The organism is Allofranklinella schreckenbergeri, from assembly GCF_003703475.1.
GTDB lineage: Bacteria > Pseudomonadota > Gammaproteobacteria > Burkholderiales > Burkholderiaceae_C > Lampropedia > Lampropedia schreckenbergeri.
Map to the genome: position 1 here is coordinate 114,013 of NZ_RDQM01000007.1, position 16,123 is coordinate 130,135.

Sequence of the window (16,123 nt, forward strand, 5' to 3'; positions counted from 1 at the left end):
GGCTGGAAACCTCCTTTATACTCCAAATCAAAAGGAAAATAAATTGCCTTGTTTCGGCATGATGGTATTCAAATCAATTTTCTCTTGATTTGAATTGCCCAGCAGATGACGGCGCAGCTCTGCGCTTACAGGCTTTTGCGCAAATTGGCGGGCGCAATGCGCAGAGCTTCGCGGTATTTGGCTACCGTGCGGCGCGCGCATTCGATGCCCTGGGTTTTGAGCAGCTCGGAAATCTGGTTGTCCGACAGCGGCTTTTGCGGGTTTTCTGCCGCCACAAGCTGCTTGATGAGCGCACGCACGGCGGTGCTGGAGGCGCTGGCGCCCGAGTCCGTCTCCAGCCCCGAGCCGAAAAAATGCTTGAGTTCAAAGGTGCCGTGCGGCGTATCCATGTATTTGGCGGTGGTCACGCGCGAGACGGTCGATTCATGCATGCCCAGCTCCTCGGCCACCTCGCGCAGCACCAAGGGGCGCATGGCCACTTCACCGTGCTGGAAGAAAGCCTGCTGGCGCTGCACGATGACTTTGGCCACACGCAAGATGGTGTCAAAGCGCTGCTGGATGTTTTTGATGAACCAGCGCGCTTCCTGCAAATGCTGCTGCAAGGGCGCGCCTTCAGCGCCGCTGCGGCGCAGGGCGCTGGCGTAGGCCTCGTGGATGCGCAGCCGGGGCATGACGTCGGGGTTGAGCCGCACTTCGAACTCGCCCTGCCGACCGCGCGCGCCCGGCGCGGGGCGCACGATGACATCGGGCACGATGAGGTTGCGCTCCACATCAGCAAAGCGCCGCCCGGGCTTGGGTTCGAGCCGCGCAATCAGCGCCAGCGCCTGGCGCACCGGCTCGGGCTGGGCATGCAGCAGCGCGCAAAGCTGGCGCACATCGCGCCGCGCGATCAGCTCCAGCGGCTGCGCGCACAGGCTGCGCGCCAGCGCCAGCACGGCCATGTCCCCGGCGTAGTCCTCTGAGCGCTCCAGCGCGCGGATTTGCAGTTGCAGGCATTCGGCCAGATCGCGCGCGCCTACGCCCGCAGGCTCCATGGTGTGCAGCAGATTGAGCGCGAGCTGGAAATGGTGCAGCAGCTCGTCCACCTCTTCCAGGCTGCGCGCCAGGGGCAGGACCAGGTCCTCCAGCGTGTCTTCCAGATAGCCGTCTTCATTGAGCGATTCGATGAGAAAGTCCAGCGCGGCCCGGTCGGTGGGCGAGAGGAAGAATTCCCCGGCCTGCTGGTGCAAGAAGTCGCTCAGCGAGATGTGCGCGCCACGGATGTCGGCGGCATCCACATCGGCATCGCCGCCGCCCTGGCCGCGCGGCGGGGCGTCGCCCCCCCATTCATCGTCGTTGGGGGAAATGTCCAGCGAGCCATCGCCATCCCAATCGGCAGGGGCATCGGCCAAGGCCTGGCCTTCGGCCTCGTGGGCAGCGGCGGCCTCATCGCCAGCGTCGTCGCCGAAGGCCTCGCGCTCCAGCGCTTTTTCTCCGCTGGGCACGGGCGCATCGGCGGCGCTCAAGCCGAATTCTTCGCGCTCGGCGCGCTCCTCGCCCTCTTGCAGTTCCAAAAAAGGGTTGACCTCCAGCATGTGCTCGACTTCTTGCTGCATCTCCAGCGTGGAGAGCTGCAACAGCCGAATGGACTGCTGAAGCTGGGGCGTGAGCGCCAGGTTCTGCGAAGTCTTGAGGGAGACGCCGAGCTTCATGGCACGCTGCCTCGCTTCACATGCGGAAGTTCTCGCCCAGATAGACGCGGCGCACGTCGGGGTTCTCGATGATCTCCTGCGCCGGGCCTTGCGCCAGCACGGAGCCTTCGCTGATGATGCAGGCGCGATCGCAAATGCCCAGGGTTTCGCGCACGTTGTGGTCGGTAATCAGCACGCCAATGCCGCGCTCTTTGAGAAATGCAATGCTGCGCTGGATTTCCATGACCGCGATGGGATCCACGCCCGCAAAAGGCTCATCCAGCAAGATAAAGCGCGGCTGCGTCGCCAACGCCCGCGCAATTTCCACGCGCCTGCGCTCACCGCCCGAGAGCGCAGGCGCAGGCGTGCTGCGCAAATGCTCCACCCGCAGCTCGCCCAGCAAACGCTCCAGCCGCGCATCGACTTCCGCGCGCGATAGCGCCTTGCCCTGCGCATCGACTTGCAGCTCCAGCACCGCGCGCACGTTTTCCTCCACCGTCAAACGGCGAAAAATGGAAGCCTCCTGCGGCAAGTAGGACAAGCCCAGGCGCGAGCGCTTGTGAATGGGCATATCGGCAATGGAATGGCCGTCGATGAAGATATCGCCACCATCGCTGCGCACCAGGCCGACGATCATGTAAAACGACGTCGTCTTGCCAGCGCCATTGGGGCCAAGCAAGCCCATCACTTCACCATTGACGACATCCAGGGACACGTCCTTGACGACCTTGCGCCCGCCATAACTTTTCTGCAAATGGCGCACTTGCAGGCTGGAAACACCCTTGGCCTGCCGATCGGCGGCGCTGATCTCTGCACTTTGGAGCGATACCACCATCGCCGCCTCACTGGCCTTGCAAGCGGCTGCTCGGCTGAAGCGCCGCACCGCCTGCGCCTCCCGCCCCCTGTGCGCTGGTGCCCGAAGCGGTTGATGCGCCAATCACCGCGCGCACACGGCCCGAGCCGCCCTGCCCGGCCTTGCGGGCGCCATCCACCGTGAACACGCCTGTGGTGTTGTTGTAAACAATCACCGCGCCATCGATTTCGTCATTGAGGCGCCCGGCCTGCAAGCGCCGCAACTCGGCTTTGCCTATGAGTTTGACTTGATCTGCCTTGCTGTCGTACTCGATACGCCCAGCCTGCGCCTCCACCACCTCCACAGGCGCGCCTTTGGGCGTATCGCGCTGCTGGCGGAAAAAAGCGCGGCGGCCGCCTGAGGCTTCCACCGTGCCGAACTGGCTGCCATCGGCGCGCTGCTGCACCGTGAGCTTGTCGCCTTTGAGCACGATGGTGCCTTTAGTCACCACCACATTGCCGGAAAACACCGTCACCTGGGCCGCATCATCGTGGCGCAGCCCATCGGCCTCGACATTCATGGGTTGATTGCGGTCGCTGGCCAAGGCCAGCGCGTTTGACGCCATGGAACAGGCTGCGGCGAGTACCGCCAGGGAGATCCAGAGTTTCTTCATCACGGCACGATTCTTGCTTTGGGAAATGGTTCAACGATTCTAGCCCGCATGGGCTGGCCCTGTACACAGGGCAGGCGGTGGCGCGGCAAAACGCCAACACACCAGCGCAGCGCAAAAAAAACCCCGCTGGGAAGCGGGGTTAAAAGGGTCTTGGATAGTTCTCGCAATTTCAAACGATTCCCTTCAGGATTCGCCTATGGAATGAACTCATGCGCTGTAGCCGCCGACTCGCGGCTGGGGCCAATTGTATCGCAAATTGCTCGGATTTTGCATTTAGTCCACATCTTGCCTCTTTTTCAGCCATCTTGGTGACGAACTGCCTGCGCAAAGGTATTGATCAAGGGCCGCAATTGGGCCTGCTTCAGGCGCAGCGCCGCTTGATTGACGACCAGTTGAGAGCTGATTTCCATGATGGTCTCCACCTCTTTCAAGCGATTGGCGCGCAAAGTATTTCCAGTGGAAACCAAATCCACAATCGCATCGGCCATGCCCGTCAGCGGTGCCAGTTCCATACTGCCGTAGAGCTTGACCAAATCCACGTGCACGCCTTTGCGGGCAAAAAATTCGCGTGCAATGCCTGTGTATTTGGTCGCCACGCGCAGCCGCGCGCCGCGGCGCACGACGTTGTGGTAATCGAAATGCTCAGGCGTCGCCACGCTGACGCGGCAGCGCCCAATGCGCAAATCCAATGGTTGAAACAGGCCCTGGCCACCATGTTCAATCAGCACATCTTTACCCGCTACGCCCATGTCTGCGCCGCCAAACTGCACATAGGTTGGCACATCGCTGGCCCGCACGAGCACAACGCGCACGTCCTCGCGGTTGGTGGGCAAAATCAACTGGCGGGATTTTTCCGGGTCTTCAAGCACTTGGATGCCAGCCGCTGCCAGTAGCGGCAAAGTTTCTTCGAAGATGCGCCCTTTGGACAGGGCTAGTGTGATCATGGCGTTCTCTGAAAAGGGTGGGTGAACGAGGCGCGGATTCTAGAGCGTGTCAGGGACTGTGCCGCCCTCACGCCAGCCCCGACAAAGGGGCCAGAAAGCCCGCATGCATTGGCGTTTTCCACAAAAAACCGCCGCAGCGGCAATCCACTGCGGCGGTTTGGGACTTTTCAATGGTTTAGAGCGTGTGATGCACTTTCCGCCCCCCGCGAGAGCGCCCCGACGTGTGCAGTGCAAAGCGCTGGCCCCGCCGCAGCCTGGCGGGCTGCAAGGGGGCGGCAACGCCGCAATGCGCATGCCGGGGCGCTTCTCCCTTCGGGCTGGCCCCAAAACCATGCACTCGCCGCGTTGGCCCGCTTGCCAAGGCAATCAGCCTTGGCGGCGCGCGCCGCCTTGCGATTACACGGTTTTGGGGCCAGCGCGGGGGAGCGCAAAGTGCATAACACGCTCTAGATCAAAGGCTCCCAGAGCCTGTTTGGCGTGCGCGCTCGGCGTCGTCCATCAGCTCGTACCACATGGCGTTGAGCACGGCCAGGGCGGCGGCCAGCGGCAGGCCCAGCATCCAGGCGAAATACCACATTGTGAGTTCCTTTCAAAAATGGTTGATTCGGTGTTGGGCCGCGCTCAGTAGATGGCGTGGCCTTTTTCGTCGTCCACGTCCGCGTTGCGCACCTTGCCGCGCATGACGGAGTACACCCAGCTGGTGTAAGCCAGCACGATGGGCAGGAAGATGAGGGTGACCACCAGCATGATGAACAGCGTCATGTGGCTGGAGGACGAATCCCACACCGTCAGGCTGGCCGCCAAGTTGGAGCTGGAGGGCAGGATGAAGGGGAACATGGACACGCCCACGCTGAGGATGATGCCGGCGATGCCCACGCCGCTGGCCAGCAGGGCGAGGATTTCGCGACGAGCAGCCAACATCAGCGCAGCCAGCGCGAAGCCGACGATGCCCAATGCAGGCACCAGCCACAGCACGGGGGCTGCAGCATAGTTGGCAAACCAAGCGCCGCCATCCACCACCACGGTTTTGTACAGCGGGTTGGAGGGGCCGTTGACCACCACCTCGCTGGTGATGCGGTAACCCTCCACACCCTTGGCCAGGTACAGGCCCAGCAGCGCGAACAGCACGGCGCTGCCGATGGCGCAAGCGATACCCCATTGGCGCACGCGCTGTTGCACGGGGCCTTCGGTCTTCAGTTGCAGCCAGGTGGCGCCGTGGCAGGTGAGCATGAGCACGGAGAGCACGCCCGCCAGCAGCGCGAAGGGGTTGAACAGCGCCCAGAACGAGCCTTCGTAGTGGATTTGCATGTCCGGCTCAATGCGGAAGGGCACGCCTTGCAGCACGTTGCCCATGGCCACGCCGAACACCAGCGAAGGCACAAGGCCGCCGATGAACAGCATCCAGTCCCAGCGGTTACGCCAGGCGCTGTCCTCCACCTTGCTGCGGAACTTGAAACCCACGGGTCGCAAAATCAGCGCAAACAAAATGGCGAACATGGCCAGGTAAAAGCCGGAGAAGGACACGGCGTAAAGCTGCGGCCAGGCAGCGAAGATGGCGCCGCCAGCCAGAATCAGCCAAACCTGGTTGCCTTCCCACACGGGGCCGACGGTGTTGATGACCACGCGGCGCTCGGTATCCGTCTTGGCCACGAAGGGCAACAGCGTGCCCGTGCCCAGGTCAAAGCCGTCGGTGACGGCAAAGCCCACCAGCACCACGCCCAGCACCAGCCACCAGATGACGCGCAGGACTTCGTAATTCAGTAGTTCATGCAAGATCATGCGGACTCTCCAGCAGCAGTACGAGGGGTCAAAGAAGGGGCGGCGGCGTGGCCCGCGGGTGCGGGCGACAAATCGCCGGGCAAGGCTTGCAGCTCACGCGCATCGGGGCCTTTGCGGATGGCCGCCAGCATCAGCTTCATCTCGATGATGAGCAGCACGGTGTAGATGGCCACAAAGCCCAGCATGGTCAGCAGCACGGTTTTGGCGCCCAGGTTGGAGACGGCCACGGCCACCGGCAGCACGCCTTCGATGGCCCAGGGTTGGCGGCCGAACTCGGCCACGAACCAGCCGCACTCGGCGGCAATCCAGGGCAGCGGGATGGACCACACGGCCACTTTCAGCAGCCAGGGGTGGGCATCGAGGCGGCGGCGCGCCGAGAGCACGAAGAAGGTGGCCGTCAGCACGATGAAGAAAAAGCCCAGGCCGACCATGATGCGGAAGGTCCAGAACAGCGGCGCGACCTGCGGCACGGTGTCCCAGGCGGCCTGTTCGATCTGCGCGGCGCTGGCCTGGCGCGGATCGTCCACATAGCGCTTGAGCAGCAGGGCGTAGCCCAGGCGGTCGCTGTGCGCCTCGAACTGCTCCATCAGCGCCTGCGGCGCTTGCTTGCCGTTGAGGGCGCGGATTTGCTCCAGCGCGTCATAGGCAATCAGGCCGTTGCGGATGTGCTGCTGCGCGGAGGCCACCAAATCCTTGATGCCGGGGATTTGCGTATCCAGGCTGCGCGTGCCGATCAGGCCCATGACCCAGGGGATGTGGATGGCGTAGTGCGTCTTGCGCGCCTCCTGATCGGGCAGGCCCACCACGGTGAAGGAGGCGGGCGCAGGCTCGGTCTCCCACATGCCTTCGATGGCGGCCAGCTTCATGCTCTGGTGTTCGGAGGAGAGGTAGCCGCTCTCATCGCCCAGCACCACCACCGACAGCGAGCCGGCCAGGCCAAAGGCGGCGGCCACCGTCATCGAGCGCTTGGCCAACTCGACGTGACGGCCCTTGAGCACGAACCAGGCGGCCACGCCCAGCACGAACAGCGCCGCCACGGTGTAGCCGGCCGAGACGGTGTGCACGAACTTGGCCTGCGCCACGGGGTTGGTCACCACGTCGAAGAAGCTGTCCACCTCCATGCGCATGGTGTGCGGGTTGAGCTTGGCGCCCACGGGGAATTGCATCCAGCCGTTGGCCACCAAAATCCACAGCGCCGAGAGGTTGGTGCCAATGGCCATGGCCCAGGTCACCACCAGGTGCTTGACTTTGGACAGGCGCTCCCAACCGAAGAAGAACATGCCCACCAGCGTGGCCTCCAGGAAGAAGGCCATCAGCGCCTCAATGGCCAGCGGCGCGCCGAAGATGTCGCCCACGTAGTGGCTGTAGTAGCTCCAGTTCATGCCGAACTGGAACTCCATGACGATGCCCGTGGCCACGCCCATGGCGAAGTTGATGCCAAAGAGAGTGCCCCAGAACTTGGTCATCTGGCGCCAGATGGGCCGGCGCGTCATGACGTACACCGTCTCCATGATGGCCAGCAGGATGGACAGCCCCAGCGTCAGGGGCACGAATAAAAAGTGGTAGAGGGCCGTCAAGGCAAATTGCAGCCGTGACAGGCCCACGATATCAAGATCCATAAGGGATACCTTTCCAAGGATTCATGCGGGGATTGACGAATGCGTGATGCCCCCCGCGCCGGGGGAGACACCACAGTTTTTTTAAAAAATGCTCAGCCAGCCACTTTCCGAAGGCCAAAAGCCCCCACAGCAGCGCGCTGTGCCGCACACCTTTATTTCAAATCAAAATAAAAACTACTTTATATCCATCATTCCTAGACAAGTGGATTTTATTTCTTTTTGATTTGTAAAATAATGGGTTTGCAGCCGATCAGGCGCTACAGCGGCGGCGCTCTGGCCTCGCGCATCAGCAGGCACGGCGTGCGCACCGGCGCGCGGTAGCGCGGCCACGCCAGGCACTGCCAGCCCAGCGCCAGCAACAGCAGCAGCAACGGCACGGGCCAAGGCTCATCCAGCTCGCCTTGCAAGCCCGCCGCGGCCCAGGCGCACACATTGGCGCTGTGCTCGGGCAGCTCTTGCGGCTGCCCGGCGGCAGCAACCACCAGCGGCCCCTGGGCAGTGCACAACACCACGGGTAACGCCGACGAAAACGCCCCGCGCCCAGGCATAAACCCTTGCGGCACCAGCGCGCGCAGCAGCAACGCCAGCACCACCAGCGCCGCCGCCCAAGCCAGCGGCAGGCGATGCAGCCGCCGTTGCAACCAGTGCGGCCAGCGTGGCCCATGCGGCCCGCGCAACCATGGGGACGGCTGACCGCTGCGCGCGCACCAGCGACTACCACTGGCGCCATTGCGTATGGCTTTAGAGCGTGTGATGCACTTTTCGCCCCCCGCGAGAGCGCCCCGGCGTGTGCAGTGCAAGGCGCCGTCCCCGCCGCAGCCTGGCGGGCTGCAAGGGGACGGCAACGCCGCAATGCGCATGCCGGGGCGCTCTCCCTTCGGGCTGGCCCCAAAACCATGCACTCGCTGCGTTGGCCCGCTTACCAAGGCAGCCAGCCTTGGCGGCGCGCGCCGCCTTGCGATTACACGGTTTTGGGACCAGCGCGGGGGAGCGCAAAGTGCATCACACGCTCTAGTCATCGCGCAAGCCTTCCAGCAAACGGGTGAATGCGGGCGTGCCCCGCACGGCCTGCGCGGCGATGCGTCCATGCTCCAGCAACACCAGGCGATCGGCCAGCGCCGCTTCGCGCCGCAAGTGGGTGGCAATCACCGCCGTCTTGCCCTGCAAGGCAGCGTCCAGGCGGGCCAGTACATCGGCGGCAGTGTCGGCATCCAGCCCATCGGTGGGTTCATCCAGCAGCCAGAAATCGCCCTCGCACACAAACAAGCGCGCCAGCGCCAGGCGGCGGGCTTGCCCGCGCGAGAGGCCCAGGCCGCCCTCGCCCAGCATGGCGTCCAGGCCCTCGGGGCGGGCGGCGATGGCTTCTTGCAAGCCCGCTGCTTGCAGCGCGGCCCATACCACCGCGTCGGGCAAACCGCGCTGCTGCAAATCCACATTGGCGCGCACGCTGTCGCCAAACAGCACCGTTTGCTGCGGCAGGCCCACACTGGGGTACGCCTGCACGCTGCCGTGGCTGGGCAGCAGCTCACCGCTGAGGTATTGCAACAGGGTGGATTTGCCGCTGCCGCTGGGGCCGATCAAGGCCAGCCGCTCCCCAACCTCTACTTGCAAGGAGCAGCCTGGGGCCGCATCGCCTTCTGCCTTTGCCTTTGCCTCTGCCTCCACGCCGCCCCAGCCCTGCACCTGCATGCGCACCGCATCCAGGCTGGCGGCCAGGCCCGGCGCGGGCAAAGGCAAGGCCGCGGGCGCAGGCGCGGCCGCTTGTTGCAACGGCGCTTGCAAGCGCCGCGCCGCCAATGCGGTGCTGGCCCACTCCGCCGCGCCACGGCGCAGGGCGGCAAACGGCTCCATCGCCGCAATCGCCATCAATACAAAAAACGCCGCCGTAGGCACGGCCATATCGCGCGCCAACACCAGCCAGCCCGCCGCTGCGACGGCTGCCGCCAGCGTGAGGGTGTGCAGCATCTGCCACGCGGCGGCCGCCAGCGCATCGCAGCGCTGGAGTCGATCCTCCAGGCGCGCCAGCGCGGCTTCTTGCTCCAGCCAGCGCGCCAGTTGGGCATCAAAGCGCCCGGCCATGACCAGCTCGGCCTGCCCGCCTGCCAAATCCAGCGCGTGCTGGCGCAGGCGCTCGCCGTGGCGCGATTGGGCCAGCGTCAGCCGCGCGCTGGCGCGCAACAGCCACCAGGGCACGCCCAGGCCCGCGCCCAGCAGCCACAGCAAACCGGCCAGCCCCAAGCCCCAGTGGTGCCAGGCCAGCCAGGCGCTCAGCCCCAGCGAAGCCGCCAGCGCGGCGCACGCGGGCGTGAGCAGGCGCAGATACAAGGCCTCGGCCGCATTCAAATCCCGCGTCAGGCGCAGCAGCAGGCGCGCGGGCTGCAAGCGCCATTGCCGGTGCTGCTGTGCCCGCGTGCGCGCACTGGCCGGTGGCCGCGCCAAGCCGCGAAACAGGCGCTCGCGCAGGCCCACCAGGGCATGCAAGGCCGCCGAGTGGGTAAGCACGCGCTCGGCATAACGCCCGCCTGTGCGCCCCAGCGCCAGCAGCCGGATGCTGGCCGAAGGCAAAAAGATGTCGAACGCCAGCGCCGTGCTCACCGCCAGCCCGGCAATGGCCGTGGCCGTGATGAACCAGCCCGAGACGCCCAGCAGCAGCGCCCCCATCAAGGCCGTGGCGCAGGCCAACAGCAGGCCCAGCGCCATCGCCCGCTCGTGGCCCGACGAGAGCGCCCCCAACAAGCGCCGCATGGCGCCGCGCTTGCCTGCCGGGGTGAATGTGCGCGCGCGCTTCATGGCTGCGCCTCCTGCCCGCCCTGGGGCATTTCGGCGGGCAACGCCTCAGGCTGTGCAGGCCTGCGCAGCCATTGCGCTTGGCCTTGGGCGTCCAGGTTTAATTCGTAAGGCAGGCTGGCCGCCAGCTCCGGGTCGTGCGTGGCAACCAGCAGGGTTTTGCCCTGGGCCAAGCGGGCCACGCTGGCGCGCACCTGGGCAGCGGTGGCGGCATCCAGATGGGCCGTCGGTTCATCCAGCAGCAGCAGGCGCGTCGACTCCGCCACGGCCAAACGCGCCAGCGCCAGCCGCAACGCCTCGCCGCCCGAAATGCCGCTGCCACCTTCACCCAAGCGCACCTCGGCCATGCGATCGGCCAAAGCGGCCAGCCCAGCATCGCGCAAAGCGGCGCGGGCTTGGACTGGCGATGCGGGGATGTCGCGGCCCAAATAGAGATTGCGCTCCAGAGAACCTGCCAAAAAATGCGGTGGCTGGCCCAGCCAGCCTATGGCGCGGCGCAAGCGGGCAACTGTGCCGCTGTGCAAGGGCACGCCGCCAATGCGCACTTGCCCCTGCTGCGGCTGCACCAACCCGGCCACCAGGGCCAGCAAAGTGCTTTTGCCGCTGCCGCTGGGGCCCGTGAGGGCGACGTGCGCCCCGGCTGGGATGTCGATGTGCCAGGGCTGACGAGTGGCCTGCGCTGCATTCACTGCGCTCATTGCCGCTGGCTCTTGCACCGGCGCAGCCTGGGTGCTTGGTTCCACCTGCGTCTGCATGGTCGGCATCACGCCGCACAGCGCGACGGACGGCGCTGGTCCTTGCAGCGCCTGGGCTTCATCGGCCTCCAAGCCCTGCGCTGGCGGCATGTCCCCGGCGCCAGTTGCCTGATCGGCATCGTCGGCATCGTCGGCCTCATCGGCCTGCACCAGGGGCGTCAGCCCTTGCAGCAAATGCGCCAGGGTGCGCTGCGCGGCCAGACCGTTGGCGCGGTCGTGCCAGACGGCCGACAGCTCGCGCAACGGCTCGAAAAAACTGGGTGCCAGCATCAGCACAAACAGCCCTTGGTGCAGGCTCATCCGCTCGCCCCACGCGCCAAAGGGCAACTGCCCCAGCAGGTGAAAGCCGACATACACCGCCACCAGCGCCACGCCCAGCGCGGAAAACAGCTCCAGCACCGCCGATGAAAGCATGGCCACGCGCAGCACGCGCATGGTTTGGCGCGCCACCGTCTCGCCCAATTGCGTCAGGCGCGCCGCCGCGCTGTCCACGGCATGCAGCGCGCGCAAGGTCGGCAAGCCGCGCAGGCGCTCCAGCAAATGGCCGTGCAGATGCCCCAGCACCAGCATTTGTCGCTCGCTGATGGCCTGGGCGCGCCAGCCCACCAACGCCATGAACAAGGGGATCAAGGGCGCCGCCAGTGCCAGCAGCAGCGCCGCCACCCACGTGTGCATGGCCACGCACACCAGCACCACGGGTGCCACCACCATCACGCGCCACTGCGCGGCGCGGTAGCGCGCCAGCCAGGGCACCACAGCCTCGGCCTGTTCCACCCAGGCGCTGGCCAGTTGGCCGGAGGAAGGGCGGCGGGCATCCAGCGGCGATGTGGCGCGCAAACGCGCGGCGAATGCCTGGCGCAGCGCCGTCAACTGCGCCCTGGCCCAGCCGTAGGTGGCCCGCGCGCCCGCGTATTCCAGCGCCGCGCGCAGCACGCCCGCCAGCACCACAACGCCAGCGGCGTACCACAACTCGGCCCACGGCGCGGCCACCAGCGCGGCGCGCGCCTGCTCGCCCGTGGTCACATCCTGGGCCGCCCCTTGCGCATACGCCAGCAAGGCCGCCAAGGCCCCCGCCAGCCACCACGCTTGCACCACCCAAAGCAAAGACGCTACACCCTGCAAGGTGTAGCGCCACGTGCTGGCCCGCCCGGCTGGACGGTTGGTTGGACTGAGGTTGGTGCGCACGGCTTCATGCCACTGTGAATCAAATGTTTCCGATTGTGGCTTGAAGCCCTTTCCATCCTCTCTTTGCCCGACGAATTCAGTGCGATTTTGACGCTGGCGAGACAGAATCGGCCCCACCACGCGCGCGCCGCCCTCCAAGAGATTCAGTCCGTCACGACATCCTTTATTTTTAATTCAAAAGAAATATTGGATTAATACCATCTTGCCGAAATATGGGAAATTCCATTCCTTTGATTGGATATTAAAAGCCTCCTTACCAACCCCGTCGCCAACGGCATAACACGCTCTATCATGCGCGGCGCTTTTTTTCACCCTCTGCACCATGCCGATGAACCCGATTGCTTTGCTGCGCCGCTCGGCGGCGTTTGTTGTTTGCGCCCGTCCTCTCGTCCGCCCCGCTGTGCTGGCGAGCATGGCCTGCGCGCTGCTGCTGCCACTGGCGCACGCCCAACCCCCACAAGCCCAGCTCCCCCACACCCAAAATCCGCCAGGCCTGTTGCCTATTGAGCACTGGCGTCAGCCCAACGGCGCGCAGGTGTGGCTGGTGCGCAGCCCCAGCTTGCCGATGGTGGATGTGCAGATCGACTTCGACGGCGGTGCGCGCCGCGACCCGGCCAACCAAGCTGGCCTGGCCGCCGCCACCGCCGCCATGCTCACCAAAGGCGTGCGCGCCCAGGCGGGCCAGCCCGCGCTGGATGAGGACGGACTGGGCCAGGCCTGGGCCGATCTGGGCGCATCCTTTAGCGCCAGCGCCAGCGAAGACCGCTTTACCCTGCACCTGCGCAGCCTCACCGATGCCGCCTTGCTGCCCCAGGCCGCGGCGCTGGCCGCGCGCCAAATCGGCCACAGCGCCTGGCCCCAAGCCGTCTGGCAGCGCGAGCGCCAGCGCTGGAGCGCCAGTCTGCGCGAAGCGCAAACGCGCCCCGCCACCATCGCCCAGCAAGCCTTTGCGCACGCCGTGTATGGCGATCACCCCTACGGCTACCAAACCACAGAGCAAACGCTGGCGCGCATCAGCGTGGGCGACATGCAACGCTTTTACGCCGCCCATGTGCAGCCCTGCCGGGCCAAAGTCTCCATCGTCGGCCAGATCGAGCGCGAGCCAGCCAGCCAGCTTGTGGCGCAATTGCTCTCCGGCCTGCCCCAAGAGGCGTGCGTCGCGCTGCCCGAGTTGCCCGCCGTCGCGCCACTGACAGGCCCCAGCGAGCAACGCCTGCCCTTTGCCGCGCAACAGGCCCAGGTGCTCATCGGCCAGCCCGGCATCCGCCGCAGCGATCCCGACTTTCTGCCCCTGCTAGTGGCCAACCACATCCTGGGCGGCAGCGGCTTTGGCTCGCGCCTGATGGAACAGGTGCGCGAAAAGCGCGGCCTGACGTATGGCGTTTACAGCAGCTTCAGCCCCGGCAACCACGAAGGCGCCTTCAGCATCCACCTGCAAACCCGCGCCGACCAGGCCCAGGCTGCGGCCGATCTGGTGCTCCAGGTTGTGGCCGAATTCGTCGCCCAAGGCCCCACGGACAAGGAGCTGCAAGACGCCAAAGCCAACCTCATCGGCGGCTTTGCCCTGCGGCTGGACAGCAACGCCAAGCTGCTGGGCAACGTGGCCAACATCGCCTGGAACAACCTGCCGCTCGATTACCTGGATACCTGGACGCACAACGTGCAAGCCCTGACCGGCCAGGACATCCACCGCGCCGTGCAGCGCGTGCTGCGCCCCGACGCCCTGGCCACCGTCATCGTCGGCGGCAGCGCCCCGGCCAATGCCCGCTGATTCGCGCGCTGATTCACACCCCAAAAATTCCAGATCAAACAAAGAAACAAAAAAGCCTTTCGGCAATACCATGTTGCCGAAAGGCTTTTTTGATATTTCCTTTGATTGATAATTTACCGATCAATCCTCAGAGGCCCATCAACCCATCGCCGCATTGCGAATCATGGTGCCGTAAGGCGTATCCGTCAGCACCTCCAGCAGCATCGCGTGGGGCACGCGCCCGTCGATGATGTGCACGGCATTGACGCCACTCTTGGCCGCATCCAGCGCCCCGGCAATCTTGGGCAGCATGCCACCGGAAATCGTGCCGTCCTGCACCAGCGCATCAATGCGCGCCGCCGTCAGCTCGGGCAGCAACTGGCCTTGCTTGTCCAGCACGCCGGGGATGTTGGTGAGCATCAGCAGCTTCTCGGCCTGCAACACCTTGGCCAGGCTGGCGGCCACCACATCGGCGTTGATGTTGTAGCTCTCGTTGCTCGCGCCAAAGCCAATGGGGCTGACCACGGGGATGAACTGATCGTCTTGCAGCGCCTTGACCACGGCCGGATCAATGTGCTCGATATCGCCCACCTGGCCCACATCGTGCTCCATCCCGGGGTTTTGCGCATCCACCATCTTGAGCTTGCGCGCGCGGATCATGCCGCCATCGCGCCCCGTCAGGCCCACGGCCTTGCCGCCAGCCTGGTTGATCAGGCCCACGATGTCTTGTTGCACCTCGCCAGCCAGCACCCATTCGACGACTTCCATCGTCTCCGCATCCGTCACGCGCATGCCCTGGATGAAATGGCCTTGCTTGCCCAGGCGCTTGAGCGCCGTCTCGATCTGCGGCCCACCGCCATGCACCACCACAGGGTTGATGCCCACCAGTTTGAGCAGCACCACATCCTCGGCAAACGCCGCCTGCAATTGCGGATCGGTCATGGCGTTGCCGCCGTACTTGATGACCATCGTCTTGCCATGAAACTGGCGGATATACGGCAGGGCCTGCGAGAGGATGTGGGCTTTGTCGTGCGGGGCAATGGCGGTCATGGGCAATGCTCTCCAAATAGGCAAAAAAGAGGGGGAAAAACAGCGGCGCATTGTGCATGAAGGATCTGGCGCATGGCGCTACGTCGCTGCACGGCCCGGCTCAGGCCATCCAAGCCTATCTGGGCAAAAAGCAGGCCGCGCATTGAATGCACCCAAAATTACAAACCAATGTAAATTCAGATCAATGATAAATATGCCGAAAAATGCATAAATATTTTCCTTTAGAACTGGAAATAAACCAAACGCCCCGCACCATCACGGCGACGAAGCGCTGCCCGCCTCCGGCGCCACAGGTCTTTGGGGCGAGAGCAGCAGCCGCTCAATAGCCTCGCGCCGCTCCAGACGTACGCTTTCGGGCAAATGGGTACCCACATTGGACTCCGCCTGGATATAGCTGTAGAGCATGAAAGCGCGCGCCTGCGCTTCGTGCAAACCGAACTGCAAGGCCACAAAACACTGGGCGATATAGGAAAGGCGATGCGCATCCACAGCCGTCACGGCCTGGTAAGCCAGCTCATCGCGCCTGGCCCATGCGCGAATGGCCAACTCAATGGAGGCGGCTCGCTTGGCCGTTTCGCCACGGAAAGGCAGCGTTAACAGCTCTGCAATAAGCTCCTTGGGCGAAGCCCCTTGGCGCTCAAATCGCACGATGACCTGATGGGTGGACGCATCGCGCCAACTCTCCAGCAAGCGCGCCAGCAAATCCTCCCGGTCGGTGAAATGCCAATAAAAGCTGCCACGGGTAATGCCCAACTGCTTGGACAGCGCATCCACATTCACCGCATCAATGCTTTTCTGAACAAGCAACTCCATCGCCGCATCAATCCAGTCCTGCGGCGTGAGCTGCACGCGCGCAGGCCGTGCGGCTTTTTTTTGCGCCAACTTCTGCGCACGTGCAGCCGTGCGCGATTGAGGCTCATTAGAAGGAGAGTTCGATTGAACGGGGCTAGACATGCAAAGCTCCTAACGAAAGAGAAAGGACAAAAAAACCCGACAACATTCACATACACATCTGAACTGAATAATGGTTAATACCTAGGTGTATTCCTCTATGAAAAGTAGTAGTTCAATCGATTTAATCCCCCATACAATACACATACAGACCTGTATGGAGAACA

13 protein-coding genes are annotated in these 16,123 nt (G+C 64.4%); 1 reads left to right on the forward strand and 12 read right to left on the reverse strand.

Features of this window, described 5'->3' with window-relative positions:
• Nucleotides 1-125: 125 nt before the first annotated feature.
• The 10 genes from EBQ26_RS07005 to cydD all read right to left on the reverse strand — a co-directional run bounded on the left by EBQ26_RS07005 (nt 126) and on the right by cydD (nt 12,205).
• Complete coding sequence (locus EBQ26_RS07005; protein ID WP_122238296.1) at nt 126-1,691, reverse strand: RNA polymerase factor sigma-54; 1,566 nt, start codon at nt 1,689-1,691, stop codon at nt 126-128.
• Between the two features lie 16 nt (nt 1,692-1,707).
• A complete protein-coding gene (lptB, locus tag EBQ26_RS07010) occupies nt 1,708-2,505 on the reverse strand; it encodes an LPS export ABC transporter ATP-binding protein (protein WP_122238297.1) in 798 nt (265 codons plus the stop codon).
• Nucleotides 2,506-2,512: 7 nt separating this feature from the next.
• Entirely contained in the window at nt 2,513-3,136 is a 624-nt protein-coding gene (gene lptA / locus EBQ26_RS07015) for a lipopolysaccharide transport periplasmic protein LptA (RefSeq protein WP_122238298.1), read from the reverse strand.
• A gap of 296 nt (nt 3,137-3,432) precedes the next feature.
• Nucleotides 3,433-4,080, reverse strand: coding sequence for an ATP phosphoribosyltransferase (hisG, locus tag EBQ26_RS07020; protein ID WP_122238299.1), 648 nt, complete (start codon nt 4,078-4,080; stop codon nt 3,433-3,435).
• A 451-nt stretch (nt 4,081-4,531) separates the two neighbouring features.
• The gene (gene cydX, locus EBQ26_RS07025; protein ID WP_122238300.1) at nt 4,532-4,657 is read right to left on the reverse strand and encodes a cytochrome bd-I oxidase subunit CydX; all 126 of its coding nucleotides are present in this window, start codon (nt 4,655-4,657) and stop codon (nt 4,532-4,534) included.
• A gap of 44 nt (nt 4,658-4,701) precedes the next feature.
• Nucleotides 4,702-5,859 (reverse strand): cytochrome d ubiquinol oxidase subunit II, encoded by a 1,158-nt coding sequence (gene cydB, locus EBQ26_RS07030; RefSeq protein ID WP_122238301.1) that lies wholly within the window; start codon nt 5,857-5,859, stop codon nt 4,702-4,704.
• Entirely contained in the window at nt 5,856-7,478 is a 1,623-nt protein-coding gene (locus EBQ26_RS07035; RefSeq protein ID WP_122238302.1) for a cytochrome ubiquinol oxidase subunit I, read from the reverse strand. The genes cydB and EBQ26_RS07035 overlap by 4 nt, the downstream gene beginning before the upstream one ends.
• 257 nt (nt 7,479-7,735) lie before the next feature.
• Nucleotides 7,736-8,119 (reverse strand): hypothetical protein, encoded by a 384-nt coding sequence (locus EBQ26_RS07040; protein ID WP_122238303.1) that lies wholly within the window; start codon nt 8,117-8,119, stop codon nt 7,736-7,738.
• 370 nt (nt 8,120-8,489) lie between these two features.
• On the reverse strand, nt 8,490-10,268 hold the full coding sequence (locus EBQ26_RS07045) for an amino acid ABC transporter ATP-binding/permease protein (protein WP_238944218.1): 1,779 nt from the start codon (nt 10,266-10,268) through the stop codon (nt 8,490-8,492).
• Entirely contained in the window at nt 10,265-12,205 is a 1,941-nt protein-coding gene (gene cydD, locus EBQ26_RS07050; protein WP_122238304.1) for a thiol reductant ABC exporter subunit CydD, read from the reverse strand. Before cydD ends, EBQ26_RS07045 begins: the two co-directional genes overlap by 4 nt.
• A 322-nt stretch (nt 12,206-12,527) precedes the next feature.
• On the opposite strand from cydD, the gene EBQ26_RS07055 reads away from it, so the two are divergent.
• Nucleotides 12,528-13,976: a M16 family metallopeptidase gene (locus EBQ26_RS07055; RefSeq protein WP_238944219.1), complete on the forward strand. Its 1,449-nt coding sequence runs from the start codon at nt 12,528-12,530 to the stop codon at nt 13,974-13,976.
• A 138-nt stretch (nt 13,977-14,114) separates the two neighbouring features.
• Here EBQ26_RS07055 and argB read toward each other — a convergent pair whose 3' ends face one another.
• Both argB and EBQ26_RS07065 read right to left on the reverse strand, forming a co-directional pair.
• A complete protein-coding gene (gene argB / locus EBQ26_RS07060) occupies nt 14,115-15,005 on the reverse strand; it encodes an acetylglutamate kinase (RefSeq protein WP_122238305.1) in 891 nt (296 codons plus the stop codon).
• 255 nt (nt 15,006-15,260) lie between these two features.
• Nucleotides 15,261-15,959 (reverse strand): TetR/AcrR family transcriptional regulator, encoded by a 699-nt coding sequence (locus EBQ26_RS07065; protein ID WP_122238306.1) that lies wholly within the window; start codon nt 15,957-15,959, stop codon nt 15,261-15,263.
• Between the last annotated feature and the right edge of the window lie 164 nt (nt 15,960-16,123).

Coding starts and splice junctions, on each gene's coding strand:
- hisG (WP_122238299.1), bottom strand. CDS start 4,080: ATGATCACACTAGCCCTGTCCAAAGGGCGCATCTTCGAAGAAACTTTG.
- EBQ26_RS07045 (WP_238944218.1), bottom strand. CDS start 10,268: ATGAAGCGCGCGCGCACATTCACCCCGGCAGGCAAGCGCGGCGCCATG.
- argB (WP_122238305.1), bottom strand. CDS start 15,005: ATGACCGCCATTGCCCCGCACGACAAAGCCCACATCCTCTCGCAGGCC.
- cydX (WP_122238300.1), bottom strand. CDS start 4,657: ATGTGGTATTTCGCCTGGATGCTGGGCCTGCCGCTGGCCGCCGCCCTG.
- EBQ26_RS07065 (WP_122238306.1), bottom strand. CDS start 15,959: ATGTCTAGCCCCGTTCAATCGAACTCTCCTTCTAATGAGCCTCAATCG.
- lptB (WP_122238297.1), bottom strand. CDS start 2,505: ATGGTGGTATCGCTCCAAAGTGCAGAGATCAGCGCCGCCGATCGGCAG.
- cydB (WP_122238301.1), bottom strand. CDS start 5,859: ATGATCTTGCATGAACTACTGAATTACGAAGTCCTGCGCGTCATCTGG.
- lptA (WP_122238298.1), bottom strand. CDS start 3,136: ATGAAGAAACTCTGGATCTCCCTGGCGGTACTCGCCGCAGCCTGTTCC.
- EBQ26_RS07055 (WP_238944219.1), top strand. CDS start 12,528: ATGCCGATGAACCCGATTGCTTTGCTGCGCCGCTCGGCGGCGTTTGTT.
- EBQ26_RS07005 (WP_122238296.1), bottom strand. CDS start 1,691: ATGAAGCTCGGCGTCTCCCTCAAGACTTCGCAGAACCTGGCGCTCACG.
- EBQ26_RS07035 (WP_122238302.1), bottom strand. CDS start 7,478: ATGGATCTTGATATCGTGGGCCTGTCACGGCTGCAATTTGCCTTGACG.